We start from the raw sequence: 16,367 nt of genomic DNA, 5'->3' as shown, positions 1-16,367 counted from the left end.
GGTGGAGGAAGATAAAATGAGTGACGTAATGTATGATTACATGGAAACGTACATAAGATCTCTAATTCATGAGAAAAATGAAAAACTTTTAAAGCTTGAAGAATATGCAAGAAATAATGGTGTTCCTATTGTTCAAAAGGAGACGGGTAATTTTTTAAAGTTTATGATAAACATGAAAAAACCTAAGAGAATCCTTGAATTAGGTACTGCAATTGGATATTCCTCCATTCTTATGGCTGAGGAATCTAAAAATAACGTCCATATTGATACTATTGAAAGAGATGAAAGAATGCTTTCCATGGCAAGGGAAAATGTCAAGGATTTCAATATGGAACATCTTATTCAAATATTATCTGGAGATTGCGAAGAAATTCTTCAGGGAATGTGTAGCAATGGTAATGAATCCTATGATATGATTTTTATAGATGCAGGAAAAGGTCACTATAATGACTTTTTGCCATACTGCCTAAAGCTTCTCTCACTAGATGGGATAATTGTGGCAGATAACGTGCTTTTTAGGGGCATGGTTGCCTCAGATGAGTTAATAATTAAACGGAAGTCTACTATAGTAAAAAGAATGAGATCTTATCTAGAAGAAGTATCTTCTAGGGAGGATTTAGTTACATCTGTGCTGCCTATGGGCGATGGCATAGCTGTGACTGTGAGGAGGTAATAGTTGTGAAGAAGCCTGAGTTACTCTCTCCAGCGGGAAATTTGGAGAAACTTATAACTGCCATTGATTTTGGAGCTGATGCTGTTTACATTGGCGGAAGTAAATTGAATTTGAGAGCTTTTGCTGATAACTTTGACAATGAAGAGTTAAGAAAAGGTATTGAATACGCACATGAGAGAAATAAAAAAGTATATGTTACGTTAAATGTTTTCGCTCACAATGAGGACCTTCAAGGTCTGGAGGACTATTTGACAGAACTATACGAAATGAAAGTGGATGCTATTATTGTATCAGACCCTGGAATAATTATGACAGCTAGGGAAGTAGTGCCTGAACTAGAGATTCACCTTAGCACTCAAGCCAACAATGTAAATTATAGATCAGCAATATTTTGGCACAAACAAGGTGTAAAAAGAATTGTCCTTGCTAGAGAATTATCCATGGAAGAAATAAAAGATATAAGAAGTAAAATACCGGATTCTATAGAATTGGAAGCTTTTGTTCACGGAGCTATGTGCATGGCTTACTCAGGAAGATGCCTTCTTTCCAACTACATTGTTGGAAGGGACTCTAATAGAGGGCAATGTGCTCAGCCATGTAGATACAAGTATTATCTTCAAGAGGAAAAGCGCACAGATGAAAAGTTTGAAATACGTGAGGACGAAAGAGGTTCTTATATTCTAAATTCTAAAGATTTGTGTATGATAGAGCATATTCCAGAATTATTTGACGCAGGTATAGATTCCTTTAAAATTGAAGGAAGAATGAAGAGTGTTTTCTATGTGGCTTCTGTTACAAAAGCTTATAGAGAAGCCATAGATGAGTATTATAAAAACCCATGTCAGTATAAATACAATGAAAAGTGGATGGATTATCTTATGAAACCTAGCCACAGAAAGTATTACACTGGTTTCTATTTTAATGATGAAGATAAACAGGTGTATAATAGTTCAGCCTATGAAAAATCATATGATGTCATTGGAGTGGTAAAATCTTTTGACAAGGAAAGTATGATAGCCACCTTAGAACAGAAGAACAAGGCTTGTGTAGGTGATACCTTAGAAGTTTTAAGGGCCCAGGGAAATAATGAGGAGATCAGATTGTTAGAGATGAGGAATGAAAGAGGACAAGAAATTCAGTCTTGTGCCGCAGCAAAAATGATTTTCACTGTGAAAGTTGATAAAGAACTTTCCGAAAAAGATATTTTAATTAAAGCAAAATAATATATTTATAAAATTTGTCACAAATTACAGAAGGCCATCATATTATAGTAATAAGCAATATTATGGGAGAAAAAGAGTTATGATATTTGTCCAATGCTTATTGGAAATGCTAGGTAATATGGCCTTCTTTACTGCATACATCTCCGGAAACAACTCCTTTAAACAGCCCTTAAGTGAGGAGGAAGAAAAGGAATATTTGGAAAAGCTAGCAAATGGAGATATGGTGGCAAGAGGGGTTTTAATTGAAAGGAATTTGAGACTTGTAGCACATATAGGGAAAAAATACACATATACGGGTAAGGATATGGACGAACTCATATCTATTGGAACTGTGGGCCTTATAAAAGCATTGGATTCTTTTGATAATTCAAAGGGAATCCGTCTTGCAACCTATGCAGCGCGATGTATAGAAAATGAAATTCTAATGTTGATAAGAAATAATAAAAAGCTTAAGAATGAAGTCTATCTTCAAGACCCTATTGGGGTAGATAAAGAGGGAAATGAAATTTCTTTACTCGACGTGCTTAGCAGTGAAGAGGATTCTATTATTGAAATCGTAGAAAATAGAATTCAAGTGAAAAAACTATACGAAAAAATTGAAAAAGACTTAACTGAAAGAGAAAAACTTATCATCAAAATGAGGTATGGACTTGAAGACGGTAAGAGCAAAACCCAGCGGGAAATTGCTCTCAATTTAGGTATTTCAAGATCCTATGTATCTCGAATAGAGAAAAAAGCTTTGCGAAAATTAAATAAGTCCTTAAATTGTAAAGAATAAAGGATAGATTAATCTATCCTTTATTTTTTTTTGTCTTTATGTTAACATAAAAGTAACAAGTTGTTGAAATGAAACAGGACTAACAATATAATCATGTATTAACAACATTATAAAAATGGTATAATATAAATGTATATTAAATTTCATCTGATGGCTATCCGCTTTAACACTTACTCATCTTTTTGGATGAGATAACAGCGGACACGATCCTAGATAACGACTTCTATCTTTTAGATGGATTTAAAACTCCATCTAAAGCTAAGAGTTCTGATTATCTGCAAAACAATCGAAATGATATTCATCCAAAAGAGAGGAGAAATATTATGAAACTAGATAAATTGCTTAATGATGCAATAGAAAAAAACGCATCGGATATTCACTTCACTGTGGGAACTTGTCCACACTTTAGAATAAACGGAAAACTTGTGAAAGGAGCTGCAGATAAACTCACAGTAAATGACACTGCAGAATTTGCTAAACTTATTTTACAAGATGAATTTGAAGAATACGAAAAAAAGGGAGAAATGGATGCCACTTATTCTATAGCTGGCCTTGCTAGATTTAGGGTAAATATCTACAAACAGAGAAATAGTGATTCTTTAGCTCTTAGAACTGTAAGTTACAAGGTTCCATCTATAAAAGATTTGGACTTGCCTTCAAATGTAAAGGAATTGGCATTAAAGGACAAGGGAATTGTAATTGTATCGGGACCAAATAGCTGCGGAAAGAGTACTACTTGTGCGTCTATGATAAATGAAATAAATATTAGTAGAGCTAAGAACATTGTAACAGTGGAAAATCCTATAGAATTCCTACACAAACACAGCAGATCTGTTATAAATCAAAGAGAAGTGGGAAGAGATATAAAAAATTATGAATCATCTATAAGAAGTATTTTAAGGGAAGATCCTGATGTTATATTTTTTAGCGACATGGAAAATAGAAGCACTATTTTGGCAGCCTTGGCTGCGGCTGAAAACGGCCATCTTGTCATTTCTTGTATGAACACTTCCGGTGTTTGTAATACCATCGAAAGAATTGTAGAATACTTTTCACTTAGCGATAGAGAAATAATACAAGCGCGTCTTGCTTCTGTACTTCAAGGTGTAATCTACCAACAACTTCTTTCAAAAGCCGATGGAGAAGGTAGAGTTGCTGCCTTTGAAATAATGGTAAATAACGAAATGGTTCAAAACCTTATCAAAGAAGGTAAAATTAATCAAATTGAATCTATTATGCAAACTGGCACGAGGCTAGGGATGCAGACTATGAATATGTCATTATTAGAGCTATGCAAAAAGAATATAATAAGCAAAGATACGGCGCTTAACAACTCTAATGACAGTGAAATGTTGGATAGAATGATGCTATTGTAAAACTATGGTTGTAGTTAAAAATATTTTATTACCATAAGTTTTATAAAAAATCAAGAAGGATTATTTGAAATAGTGTGGAATATAATATATTTGAAGGTTCTCAGTAAGGAGGTAGAAGGATGTACAGCTATATTGTGGGAATTGACATAGGAGCTTCTAAAATATGTGCATCGGTAGGGCGTGTAAGTGAAGATGGCAGAATTTCTATTATGGGAACAACTATGACCCAATGCAAAGGTGTGAAAAAGGGTTGCGTTGTAAATATTGATGAAACCGCAGAAGCTATAGAAAAGTGTATTTTTAGCTTAGAAAAAATTGTTGAGTTTAAAATAAATGAAGCATATATATCAATTAGTGCTGGCCTTTGTTCTTTAGTAAACAACAAGGGTGTAATAGCAATTGATCCGGAATCTAATGGTATCACCTACAAGGATATTAATAGGGTTATAGAAGTTTCTAAGCTTATTACATTAGATGAAGATAAGCACGTAATAGAGTGTATTCCAAGTGAATTTGTAGTAGATGGAGCAGCAGGCATAAAAAATCCATTGGGCATGAGTGGTACAAAGCTAGAAGCTGATGTACAAGTTGTTCTTGTCCAAAAATCTCTTATGCAAAATCTAATAAAAAGCGTAAATAAATCGGGAATTAAAGTTTTAGGTGTTATGATTCAGTCCATGGGATTGAAATCTTCTGTACTGATGGATAATGAGGCAGAAGCAGGGGTGGCTATTGTGGATATAGGACACGATACCATAAATATTTCTATATTCAAGCAGGACTTACTGCAGAAGACCATATTTATACCTTTAGGAGGAAATAATATAACAAAGGATTTATCTATTTGCCTTAAAATTTCCTATGAAGACGCGGAAAAACTTAAACGCAGGTATGCCGTTGTATCCAGCAAGATTGGTGAAGATGAAAAAATAGTCGTTAAATTGTGCCAAGGCAATGAAATGGAGCTAGATTTAAGGAAATTTTATGATATAATAAATGCTAGAGTTGAAGAAACTTTAAAATATGTTAAAGCATTTATAAAGGAAAATGTCAATTATGACGATATAAATAGTGTAGTATTGGTGGGTGGAGGATTCACATTCCTCAAAGATATTCAAAATATATCTGAAAGAATTCTAGATAAAAAAGTAAGAATAGGAATACCTCAACTAATAGGTACTGTAAGTCCTCTATACGCTACGTCAGTAGGTATAGTTTTAGATGCTGCTAACAATATAAAATTTGACTCATATGACAATAAAGATAAAATTAGTAAAGACGAAGACTACAGTGATGAAGATTTAGATAAAATATTGGAGCGAACTTTAAAATATAAGGACGAGCATCATTATGAAGATAATTCTACATACAATGATGAAAAGGATGATTTCTGCTTAGGTGAAGATTTTGAAGCGGATAATCACCATAATAAAAGTTTTAAAGATAAGGTAAAGGACTTTTTTGCAGATTTTTTCTAACTTAATTTAAGGAGGTATTTTACGGTGATAGATATAGATAAAAGAGGATTAACGGATATAAAGGTAATTGGTTGTGGTGGTGGTGGAAATAATGCCATTAATAGAATGATAAAAGAAGGCTTAAAAAATGTTGAGTTTATAGGGATCAACACTGATAAACAAGCGTTAATTTTGTCACAAGCTACAGAGAAAATTCAAATTGGAGATAAGCTTACAAGAGGCTTGGGTGCAGGTGCCAATCCTGAAGTTGGAAGAAAGGCTGCAGAGGAAAGTAAAGAGGAAATAACTGAAGCTATTAAAGGTGCCGATATGGTATTTATTACTGCAGGTATGGGTGGGGGAACTGGAACTGGTGCTGCACCATTAGTGGCAGAAATTGCAAAATCCTTGGGAATACTTACTGTAGGTGTGGTTACAAAACCGTTTCCTTTCGAAGGGCGCAAGAGAATGCTTCAAGCGGAACAAGGTATAAATGAATTAAAGGAAAGAGTGGATACCCTTGTAACCATCCCAAATGAAAGACTTTTGAGCATGGTGGACAAGAAAACCCCTTTAATGGAAGCCTTCAGATTAGCTGATGACGTATTAAGACAGGGTGTACAGGGCATAGCAGATTTAATTACTGTACCTGGAATAATAAATCTAGATTTTGCAGATATAAAAACTATCATGACCAACAAAGGCTTAGCTCATATGGGAATAGGATATGGTTCTGGTGAAAATAGAGCCGTAGATGCCGCAAAACAGGCTATTTCTAGTCCTCTTATAGAAACATCCATTGCAGGCGCTACAGGTGTATTGTTAAACATAACAGGCGGATATGATGTAGGTCTTTTAGAACTTACAGAGGCTTGTGATATAATAAAAGAGACTGCTGATCCAGACGCTAATATTATATTTGGTACAGTGCTAGATGAAAACTTAGGTGATGAAATAAAAATTACAGTTATTGCTACAGGGTTCGAGACAGTTCAACAACAAGAAGCAAAAATAAGCAATATGGCCACTGCTGCCAAAGCGCAGTCATCATCTTCACAACCAAAGGAATCAAAAGGTCTTTTCAGCAGAGAAGCAGTTATAGATAAAAGGGATGTTCTAAATGAAGATGATTTAGAGATACCTCCATTCTTGAGACGATAATTTAAAAAATAATTAATAAAAGCAATTAAAACCTCGGAAACTTTTTTCGAGGTTTTTTGTTTTTTAAATAAAATATGTTGAAAGTAGTCACACAAAAAACATATGTCTAAGACATAAAATTACAAAAAATGAATATTTATTATTGTATAATAGTATCAGTTTGAATTACGAAACTTCTTAATGGGAGGATTTGTATGATAATATATTGGGATATGCTTATATTGGAAAATACTTTGGTAAATTATTTTGTCTTGATATTAACTTTTAAAACATTAAATTATAAGGAGAATTTACTTAAAAATGCAATTGCAGCTCTTGTAGGAGCATTAGCCTGTTTGGTAGTAGTCTTTTTTAATCCTGGAAAGGGAATGGTTTTTTTGTTGAAGCTAATTACTGCTATTATAATGGTTGCTATTGCATCTCCATTTAGAATTTACAATCATATAAAAGATAATATAAAGATAATTTCAACCATGTGTATGTACTCAATGATATTGGGAGGTATGTGTATTTTTTTGATTTACAACGAAAGCGGAAATATAATTAGAAATTCTTATACTATGTCCATGCCTTACAAAAAACTTATTTTATCCATGGTTATGGTGTACCTTATTGGAGAAAGAATGGTATCTTACATTAAAAAAAGGATATGCATTAAAGATTTAATATACAAAGTAAAGATATCCGTTAAGGGGGTTGAAAGAGAAGTAAGGGGATTTATGGATACGGGAAATGAACTTGTGGAACCTATCAGCAATTTACCCGTTATAATCGTTGAGAAAAAAGTTTTTGAAGAGGTGATGGTAGATAAAGATAAGGCTTATAGGATTCCATACAAAGTTGTTAGTGGCAATGATGGTTATCTAGAAGGTATTATGGCAGAACATATTTTAATTGAAAAAAATGGCTTCTTTGAGAAGAAAAATGCCATTGTAGTATTCTGTGATACAAAGTTAAGCAATGTGGGGGAGTACAGTGCTATCTTGTCAAAGGAATTATTAATTTAGCTTATATTTGGTAGACATATAATTAAATATCAATGGATGGAGGAGAAAGAATGATATCTATAAGGTTATTGCTAAACAAAATTATAACAAAGCTTAAATTGGTAAAAAACAATATATTTTATGTGGGGGGAAGTGACGCACTGCCACCACCTCTAAGTAGAGAGGAAGAGCTTGAGTTAGTAGAACAAATTTGCAATGGGGCTGAAGAAAAGCGTTCCATTTTAATTGAGAGGAATTTAAGGTTAGTAGTATACATTGCACGAAAATTTGAAAATACGGGAGTTAATATAGAGGATCTGATTTCTGTGGGAACTATTGGACTTATAAAGGCAGTAAATACATTTGATCCTCGTAAGATGATAAAGCTTGCTACATATGCTTCTAGGTGTATAGAAAATGAGATACTCATGTATTTAAGAAGAAACAACAAGGTTAAAGCTGAAATATCATTTTATGAGCCTCTGAATATAGATTGGGATGGAAATGAACTTCTTTTGTCAGATATACTTGGCACTGACAATGATATGGTTTACAACATTATAGAAGATGAAGTGGATAAGCAATTGCTTGTCATGGCTATGGATAAATTAAGCAATAGAGAAAAGGAAATTGTGGAGCTTAGATTTGGGCTTGGTGGAAATGAAGAGAAGACACAGAAGGAAGTTGCGGACATGCTTGGAATATCGCAATCCTATATATCTAGGTTAGAAAAACGAATTATCAAAAGATTAAAAAAAGAAATAAGTAAAATGATATAAGGAAAAAATGTATAAAAAAGTCATCATAAGGGGAAAATTTTAATGCAACTATACTGAAGGGATGGAGTGACCTTATGATGAATAATAAAGTGGAAATCTGTGGTGTAAATACAGCAAAGCTTCCAATGTTAAAGGAAAAAGAGATTAAACAGCTTCTAATAAAGCTAAAAAGTGGTGATGAAGAGGCTAGAGAACTGTTTATTCAGGGGAACCTTAGATTGGTATTAAGCGTTATTCAAAGATTTAACAATAGGGGGGAAAATGTTGACGATCTTTTTCAGGTGGGGTGTATTGGCCTTATAAAGTCAATTGATAATTTTGATCTTACTCAAAATGTAAAGTTTTCAACCTATGCTGTTCCTATGATTATAGGCGAGATTAGACGATACCTAAGGGATAATAATTCAATTAGAGTAAGTCGATCTCTTAGAGACATAGCGTATAAAGCTCTACAAGTAAGGGAAGCTTTTGTAACCGAGAACAATAGGGAACCCACTGTTACAGAAATTGCCAAACTGCTAAACATAAATAAAGAAGAAGTGGTATTTGCTTTAGATGCAATTCAAGATACTGTGTCTCTTTTTGAACCAGTATATCACGACACTGGGGATGCCATATACGTTATGGATCAAATCAGTGATAGTAAGAATTCTGATGAAAACTGGGTAGAGAATATATGTATAAACGAGGCTATGCAAAAACTTAACAATAGAGAAAAGCTCATACTAAATTTAAGATTCTTCAATGGTAAAACTCAAATGGAAGTAGCAGATGAGATTGGAATTTCTCAAGCTCAAGTTTCTAGGTTAGAGAAGACTGCTTTAAAGCATATGAGAAAGTACGTATAAACATAATTTTAACCTTCATGTGGCGTTTTAACTCCGTGTGAAGGTTGTTTTTCATCATAATACAAATCTAAAAAGCATATTGTTAGTTATATATCATCATTAATTAATAAAAATAGGAGGCAATTTATGGAGAAAACTTTTGAAAAAGAATTATACCTTATTAACAATTTAAACAATATGCAAGTAGTAGATATAAATACTGGAAAAATAATTGGATTTATATGCGATATGGTTGTAGACTGCGATGATTATAGGATAAAGTCCATCGTAATTCCAACAGAGAGAAAGACTTGGTTTAAAAAAGGTGAGTACATTAAAATCCCATGGGAAAGAATACATAAAATTGGTATAGATGTTATTCTCGTGTCGCTAAATTGTGAAGAGTATGAAGAAAGTTTAAAATGTACAGATATTGTCTTGAATAATGAATAAAATTTAGCATTAAGTATGGAAAATCATTAAATTAAGTGTTAATATAAAGCTAAGAAAATTTTAAATAAGAACAAGAGGTAACTAAACATGAGATGCCCGTATTGTAAATATAATGAAAGCAAGGTCGTGGATTCTAGAGCAACGGAAGATAATTCAGCTATTAGGCGAAGAAGAGAATGCCTAAGATGTGGGAAACGGTACACTACTTTTGAAAATGTAGAAACTATACCCATCTCTGTTATAAAAAGAGACTTGAGCAGAGAACCTTTTAACAGAAACAAAATAATTAGTGGGATAATAAAGGCCTGTGAAAAACGTCCAGTTTCTCGAAAACAAATAGAAGAAATTGCAGAAGAAGTAGAAAAAAATTTATCTAATGATATGATAACTGAAGTTAATTCAGAGCATATTGGCGAACTCATAATGGAAAAATTAAAAGTAATAGATGAGATATGCTATGTAAGGTTTGCGTCGGTATATAGACAATTTACTGATGTAGATACATTTATCGAGGAAGTCAACAGGTTGAGAAATAATAAGTAATAATCTAAATGAGCTATGTCAAATATTAATAAGGCATAGCTCAAAATTTGTATGAGGAGTATAAAGAATGGACAAAAATGTTTTTTCTTTAAAAAATATAGGTGGATATGAATTCATTGAATTTAACTGTGGAAATATGTATGGTTATTTTTCCACGGCAAAGGGGGGACTATGTTTTAATAAGAACACCCCTGATGGCATAGAAAATCTCAACAATTTAAAAAAATGGTTTGGAAAAGATAAGTTGTCTTATTTAAGCCAAATCCATTCAGATATCACCATGGTGGCAGATGACAATATATATGAAGGTGATGGGCTTATTACCCATGAAAGCAATAGGATTATAGGAGTGTTTACTGCGGATTGTGTTCCGATTATATTAATGGATGAGGAGCACCGCTGTATAGCAGCTGTACACAGTGGCTGGAAGGGTACAGCTAAAAATATTGTGGTGAAATCCCTTAAGAAAATGGAAAGTCAATATGGAACGAAACCACAGTACACAAAAGTCTTCATTGGGCCACACATTAATAAGTGTTGTTTTCAGGTTGGCAGTGAAGTTATAGAAGAATTTCAAAAAAATCCATTGTTTAATTCTTCTATGGTGATAAATGAAAGTTACATAGACCTGTATGCTTATATAAAGACAACTTTAATAGACCAAGGGATAAAAGAGGACAATATATATAATGTAGATGTTTGCACATACTGCAATACTGATTTCAGCCTGCATTCTTATAGGCGCCATAAAAAGGGTTACGGTAGAATGTTTTCATTTGCCTTTATTAAATAAAATTGGGGGAAATTTTTATGAGTATAAAAGATAAAATATTGATTATTGATGACGAAGAGAACATTAGAGAGTTGTTGTCTTACAATCTTAAGCAAAATGGGTATGATACTTTTACTTGTGACAATGGAAAGAAAGCACTTGATATGGTGAAGGATGTTCAGCCTCAACTTATTCTTTTGGATATAATGCTGCCTGACATGGATGGTTACGATGTATGTAAAAAAATAAGGGGTGATGATACTATGTATTTCATTCCTATAATCATGTTAACTGCTAAGGGTCAAGAATTCGACAAACTTTTAGGGCTTGAAATTGGTGCTGATGATTATATAACAAAACCTTTTTCAGTAAAAGAGATGTTGGCAAGGGTGAAGGCTTTGCTTAGAAGAAATAATCTCAGCAAATGTGGTGTAAAGAGCAGATACGGTGCCCTATCAATAGATTTTTCAGCTCATGAAGTAAAAGTCAATGATAAAATTGTAGACCTTACATCTACGGAATTTAAAGTTTTAGAAATATTGGTGAGGAATAGGGGCCATATTGTCACAAGAGATGTTCTAATATCTGAAATCTGGGAATACGGATTTTCTCTAGAAACTAGAATAATTGATGTGCATATAGGAAATCTTAGAAAAAAAATAGAAAAAAAAGATAATACAAAGTATATACACACTGTAAGGGGTATAGGATACAAATTTTCAGCCTGCTATAATGGAGATGACTGCGAAGACTTAATACAAGATAAATAATTTTTGAGGTGGATATCATGAAAAGGAAAATAATGATGTATTTTGTTACCTCCATAATCATAGTAACCTCTATATTTGCGTTTTTAACAGTGATGATTTTTCAGTATAAGGCTGAAAAAAATATGATAAGTTTCTTAAATAATAAAAATAAATACATATTAAATTTAATAAAGGATTCATTGCAAAAGCAGGAAATTGAACTATTAAAGACTATATCTAGGGACAATGAAATAAGGATTACAATTTTAGATGCACAGGGGAAGTTGTACTACGACAGCTGGGAGAACTACCGTGACTTTAAGTTGGAAAATGGTGAGTACGAAATTGTAGAGGCTACAGAAAATGGACATGGTACGGTGATAAGGGAAAATTTTATGAACCATGGAAAAGTGCTTTGTGTGGCTGTAAAAGATGGTGAGAGTGGGTACATAGTTAGGAGTTGTATTAATTCCTCTTATTTTAATGTGATGGATGAAGATGTTTTAAACTATTTTCTTATAATAATTTTTTTGATTGTGATGGTGGCACTTTGGATAAGCAATAAGATGACTTTTATCATAGTTGAACCGATAAAATATCTAGATCACATAACAACTAGGTTTTCCATGGGTGAGATGAATAGAAGATCCACTTTGAAATCAAAGGATGAAATAGGCTCTCTTAGTGAAAAGTTTAATACCATGGCGGACTCCATAGAGAAAAATATGAACAAAATAACAGAGTCAAATAATAAGTTACAATCTATATTGAACTCCATGAGAAATGGTTTGCTCGCTATTGATAGGGCTGGTAGGATAATAATTATCAACTCTTGCGCTAAAGAAATATTTGGAATTGAAACAGAGGTACTTGGCAAGTGCATATACAATGAAGTGGGTCAGCAAAATATAATAGATATATTCTCCCATAGCCAAGAAGAAAGTGAGATTACAATTGATTATCCTACAAAACGAAACATTAAAATTAAACGGACGGATATAATAAATAAGGGTGACTACCTTGGCGTGGTAGCTGTTTTGGAAGATATAACAGAATTTAAAAAGCTAGAAGATATGAGAATACAGTTTGTCAGCAATGTTTCCCATGAATTGAAAACCCCTCTTACATCCATTATGGGATTTGCTGAAACCCTAAGGCAGGTCCAGGATGAGCCTACAAGAGAGAGATTTTTAAATATAATAAATAGTGAGGCTGAAAGACTTACCTCTCTTATTGAAGATACCATGGCTCTGTCAAAATTAGATAGCGGTGTGGATGTGGTAGAGAATAATTTCATCATAGATGAGGCTTTAGATGAGGTTATAAATTTACTTTGTATAAAAGCTAATAAGTCCAACATACGCCTTTTAAAACATGGCATTATAGGATTTCAGTACAAAGGTGATAGAAATAAATTTAAGCAGATGATGATTAACATAATAGATAATGCTATAAAATACAGCAATGAAGGCAGTGATGTGGAGATTTTTTGCGAAGAAGAGGAAACTCTATTCAAAATTACAGTGAAGGATCATGGTATAGGCATAGAAGAAGAGGATCTTAAGTATATATTTCAGCGATTTTACAGAGTTGACAAAGCTAGAAGTCGCGACAGTGGAGGAACTGGACTTGGCCTTGCCATTGTGAAACATATAATAGCTCTTTTTGATGGGAAGATAGATGTGAAGAGTTCTATTGGAAATGGCAGCGAGTTTGCTGTTACTATGTATAAAAATAGAAAGCCCGAAAAGGCTTTAAATGTGCTATAGATTTTAAGGGTTGTCCTCTAGAATTGTATATGTATCATTGACTATAGACTATAATTACGTTATTATAAAATAATGTGAAAATATTTTAGGAGGAAACATGAAAAATCTTATTACAACTGTAAAACAAGGTAGCATAGCTGAAGAAGTTGGAATTGAGCTAGGTGACTACTTGCTATCTATAAACGACAATGAAATCGAAGATATTATTGATTATAAATATTTGGTTACTGATGAGTACTTGGTGATTACTGTGGAAAAAGCCAATGGTGAAGTATGGGACATTGAAATAGAAAAGGAATATGACGAGGATCTTGGGTTGGATTTCCAAAAGAGTATTATGGACGAGGCTCGAAGTTGTACTAATAAGTGCATATTTTGCTTTATTGATCAAATGCCAAAAGGCATGAGAAAGACCTTATATTTTAAAGATGATGACTCAAGACTGTCGTTTTTGCAAGGCAATTTTTTAACTTTAACTAATATGAAGGATAAGGATATAGAGAGGATAATAAAATACAAAATAAGTCCTATAAATATTTCTGTACATACAACTAATCCAGAACTTAGGGTGAAAATGTTGAAAAACAAATTCGCAGGCAAGATTATGGAGTACATGCAAAAGCTATCTAAGGCTGGTATTAAAATGAATTGCCAAATTGTTATGTGTCCTGGCATAAATGATGGTGAGGAACTACTAAAAACCGTAAATGACTTATACACCATGTACCCCAACGTTGAAGCTATTGCAGCTGTACCAGTAGGTGTTACAAAGTTTAGAGATAATCTTTTCCCAATGACTATTTACAATAGAGATACGGCTAAAAAACAGTTAGACATAATAAAAGGTATTCAAGAAAAGTTTATAAAAGAAACCGGTGAGCCTTTTATACGCCTTTCTGATGAATTTTATATTATGGCCGGGGAAAACATACCGGAAAAAGAGTTCTATGGAAGCTTTCATCAATTAGAAGATGGTATTGGCATGATGAGAATGTTCCAAGACAATATTCATAATACTATAAAGAATGTAAGCAAGTCTGGAAAGGGTAGCTTTACTTTTATAACTGGCGCTTTGGCCTATGACCATGTAAAATATGCACTGGATTCTATTGTGAAAGAAAATAACAACATTGATATTGATGTTGTAAAAATAAAAAACAATTTTTTTGGAGAGACTATTACAGTAACTGGTCTTATAACAGGTAAAGATATTGTGGAACAGTTAAGTAATAGAAAGGTAAATGATTATGTAGTTTTACCGGATAATATGATAAGAAGAGGGTATGAATTAAGTGATGATAAGGAACAGGTCATGCTAGACGACTATACTGTGGATATGTTAGAAAAACAATTGAATAGGAAAGTTATTTTATGCGATTACACAGGTGAAGACTTAATTCAGATAATAAATGAACATTGTAAGGAGGAATAATTATGGCAAAACCTATAGTAGCCATTGTGGGAAGACCAAATGTGGGTAAATCCACGTTATTTAATAAACTAGCTGGAAAGAGAATAGCTATAGTGGAGGATACTCCAGGGGTAACTAGAGATAGAATATACGCTGAGGCGGAGTGGCTCAATAAAAAATTTACAATTATCGACACCGGTGGTATAGAACCTAAAAGTGAGGACATCATTTTCTCTCAAATGAGAAGACAGGCTGAGATAGCCATTGAAACCGCAGATGTTATCATGTTTATTGTGGATGGAAAGCAGGGAATGACGGATTCAGACAATGAAGTGGCTCAAATGCTTAGAAAAAGTGGTAAACCTGTAGTTTTAGTTGTAAATAAAATCGATAGGATAGAGGAAGAAGACAACTTATATGAATTCTACAATCTTGGCATTGGCAATCCTGTGTCTATATCTGCTAATCAAGCTCTAGGACTTGGAGATATGTTAGATGAGGTTGTATCATACTTTGACTCGGATTTAGAAGATGAAAATGAGGAAAGTGACATCATTAGAATTGCTGTTGTTGGAAAACCAAATGTTGGAAAATCTTCTCTTATAAACAGAATAGTTGGGGAAGAGAGAAATATTGTAAGTGATATTCCTGGAACTACTAGAGATGCAGTAGATAGTTACGTTGAAAGTGAATTTGGCAAATTCATTCTTATAGATACTGCGGGTATTAGAAAGAAAAGTAAAGTAACTGAAGAAATTGAGAGATATAGTGTTATAAGAAGTTTGGCTTCCATTGAAAAGGCTGATGTGTGCATATTAGTTATAAATGCAGAAGAAGGTCTTACGGAACAGGATGCCAAAATAGTAGGCTTTGCTCACGAACAAGGGAAGGCCATAGTGGTAGTTGTAAACAAGTGGGATCTAATAGAGAAAGATGATAAAACTGTGGATATATATACAAAACAGTTGCAGCAAGAATTAAACTTTATGAATTATGCAGAATATCTTTTTATATCTGCTAAGACAGGGCAGAGAGTAGCTCGTGTCCTTGAAAAAGCGAGAGAATGCTACAACAATTACTGCTTTAGGGCTCAAACAGGTGTGCTAAATGACGTAGTTAGTAGAGCTATTATGATGAAAGAACCTCCAGTGGTTATGGGCAGAAGATTAAAGGTGTTTTATGTTACGCAAGTTTCAATAAAACCTCCTACCTTTGTGCTTTTTGTAAATGATGGGGAGTTGGCACACTTTTCTTACAGAAGATACTTAGAAAATCAATTAAGAGAAGGATTTAATTTTAAAGGAACTGGTATAAAACTTATATTTAGAGAAAAAAAAGAAAAGTAATTTTATGTTTTACAAAGTGGTATAAAAAAATATTAACTCCAATATATATATATTGATAAATGCA

Annotated in this window: 16 protein-coding genes; all 16 read left to right on the top strand. The window is 33.2% G+C overall.

What is annotated here, in order from left to right:
* Positions 1-16: 16 nt before the first annotated feature.
* The 16 genes from BUA73_RS00690 to der all read left to right on the top strand — a co-directional run bounded on the left by BUA73_RS00690 (position 17) and on the right by der (position 16,303).
* On the top strand, positions 17-673 hold the full coding sequence (locus tag BUA73_RS00690; RefSeq protein WP_072901531.1) for an O-methyltransferase: 657 nt from the start codon (positions 17-19) through the stop codon (positions 671-673).
* Positions 674-678: 5 nt separating this feature from the next.
* Complete coding sequence (locus tag BUA73_RS00685; RefSeq protein ID WP_072901194.1) at positions 679-1,896, top strand: peptidase U32 family protein; 1,218 nt, start codon at positions 679-681, stop codon at positions 1,894-1,896.
* 79 nt (positions 1,897-1,975) lie between these two features.
* Positions 1,976-2,674 (top strand): RNA polymerase sporulation sigma factor SigK, encoded by a 699-nt coding sequence (gene sigK, locus BUA73_RS00680; RefSeq protein ID WP_072901192.1) that lies wholly within the window; start codon positions 1,976-1,978, stop codon positions 2,672-2,674.
* 323 nt (positions 2,675-2,997) lie between these two features.
* Complete coding sequence (locus tag BUA73_RS00675; protein ID WP_072901190.1) at positions 2,998-4,050, top strand: type IV pilus twitching motility protein PilT; 1,053 nt, start codon at positions 2,998-3,000, stop codon at positions 4,048-4,050.
* 119 nt (positions 4,051-4,169) lie between these two features.
* Positions 4,170-5,528: a cell division protein FtsA gene (ftsA, locus tag BUA73_RS00670; RefSeq protein WP_072901188.1), complete on the top strand. Its 1,359-nt coding sequence runs from the start codon at positions 4,170-4,172 to the stop codon at positions 5,526-5,528.
* A 24-nt stretch (positions 5,529-5,552) separates the two neighbouring features.
* Entirely contained in the window at positions 5,553-6,668 is a 1,116-nt protein-coding gene (gene ftsZ, locus BUA73_RS00665; RefSeq protein WP_072901186.1) for a cell division protein FtsZ, read from the top strand.
* Between the two features lie 194 nt (positions 6,669-6,862).
* Complete coding sequence (locus tag BUA73_RS00660) at positions 6,863-7,675, top strand: sigma-E processing peptidase SpoIIGA (RefSeq protein WP_072901184.1); 813 nt, start codon at positions 6,863-6,865, stop codon at positions 7,673-7,675.
* Between the two features lie 50 nt (positions 7,676-7,725).
* A complete protein-coding gene (sigE, locus tag BUA73_RS00655; RefSeq protein WP_072901182.1) occupies positions 7,726-8,433 on the top strand; it encodes an RNA polymerase sporulation sigma factor SigE in 708 nt (235 codons plus the stop codon).
* A 74-nt stretch (positions 8,434-8,507) separates the two neighbouring features.
* Entirely contained in the window at positions 8,508-9,281 is a 774-nt protein-coding gene (gene sigG / locus BUA73_RS00650) for an RNA polymerase sporulation sigma factor SigG (RefSeq protein WP_072901180.1), read from the top strand.
* A 126-nt stretch (positions 9,282-9,407) separates the two neighbouring features.
* Complete coding sequence (locus tag BUA73_RS00645; RefSeq protein ID WP_072901178.1) at positions 9,408-9,713, top strand: YlmC/YmxH family sporulation protein; 306 nt, start codon at positions 9,408-9,410, stop codon at positions 9,711-9,713.
* 87 nt (positions 9,714-9,800) lie between these two features.
* Positions 9,801-10,256 (top strand): transcriptional regulator NrdR, encoded by a 456-nt coding sequence (gene nrdR / locus BUA73_RS00640; RefSeq protein WP_072901176.1) that lies wholly within the window; start codon positions 9,801-9,803, stop codon positions 10,254-10,256.
* 67 nt (positions 10,257-10,323) lie between these two features.
* Positions 10,324-11,049 (top strand): peptidoglycan editing factor PgeF, encoded by a 726-nt coding sequence (pgeF, locus tag BUA73_RS00635; RefSeq protein ID WP_072901174.1) that lies wholly within the window; start codon positions 10,324-10,326, stop codon positions 11,047-11,049.
* Between the two features lie 17 nt (positions 11,050-11,066).
* Positions 11,067-11,798 (top strand): response regulator transcription factor, encoded by a 732-nt coding sequence (locus BUA73_RS00630; protein ID WP_084671875.1) that lies wholly within the window; start codon positions 11,067-11,069, stop codon positions 11,796-11,798.
* A 17-nt stretch (positions 11,799-11,815) separates the two neighbouring features.
* Complete coding sequence (locus BUA73_RS00625; RefSeq protein ID WP_072901172.1) at positions 11,816-13,546, top strand: HAMP domain-containing histidine kinase; 1,731 nt, start codon at positions 11,816-11,818, stop codon at positions 13,544-13,546.
* Positions 13,547-13,643: 97 nt separating this feature from the next.
* Complete coding sequence (locus tag BUA73_RS00620; protein WP_072901170.1) at positions 13,644-14,978, top strand: DUF512 domain-containing protein; 1,335 nt, start codon at positions 13,644-13,646, stop codon at positions 14,976-14,978.
* A gap of 2 nt (positions 14,979-14,980) precedes the next feature.
* The gene (gene der / locus BUA73_RS00615; protein WP_072901167.1) at positions 14,981-16,303 is read left to right on the top strand and encodes a ribosome biogenesis GTPase Der; all 1,323 of its coding nucleotides are present in this window, start codon (positions 14,981-14,983) and stop codon (positions 16,301-16,303) included.
* Positions 16,304-16,367 lie beyond the last annotated feature (64 nt).

It is taken from the genome of Hathewaya proteolytica DSM 3090 (assembly GCF_900142225.1).
Lineage (GTDB): Bacteria > Bacillota > Clostridia > Clostridiales > Clostridiaceae > Hathewaya > Hathewaya proteolytica.
The sequence above is the reverse complement of the archived record's forward strand: the minus strand, read 5'-3'. Positions and strand labels throughout refer to the sequence as shown.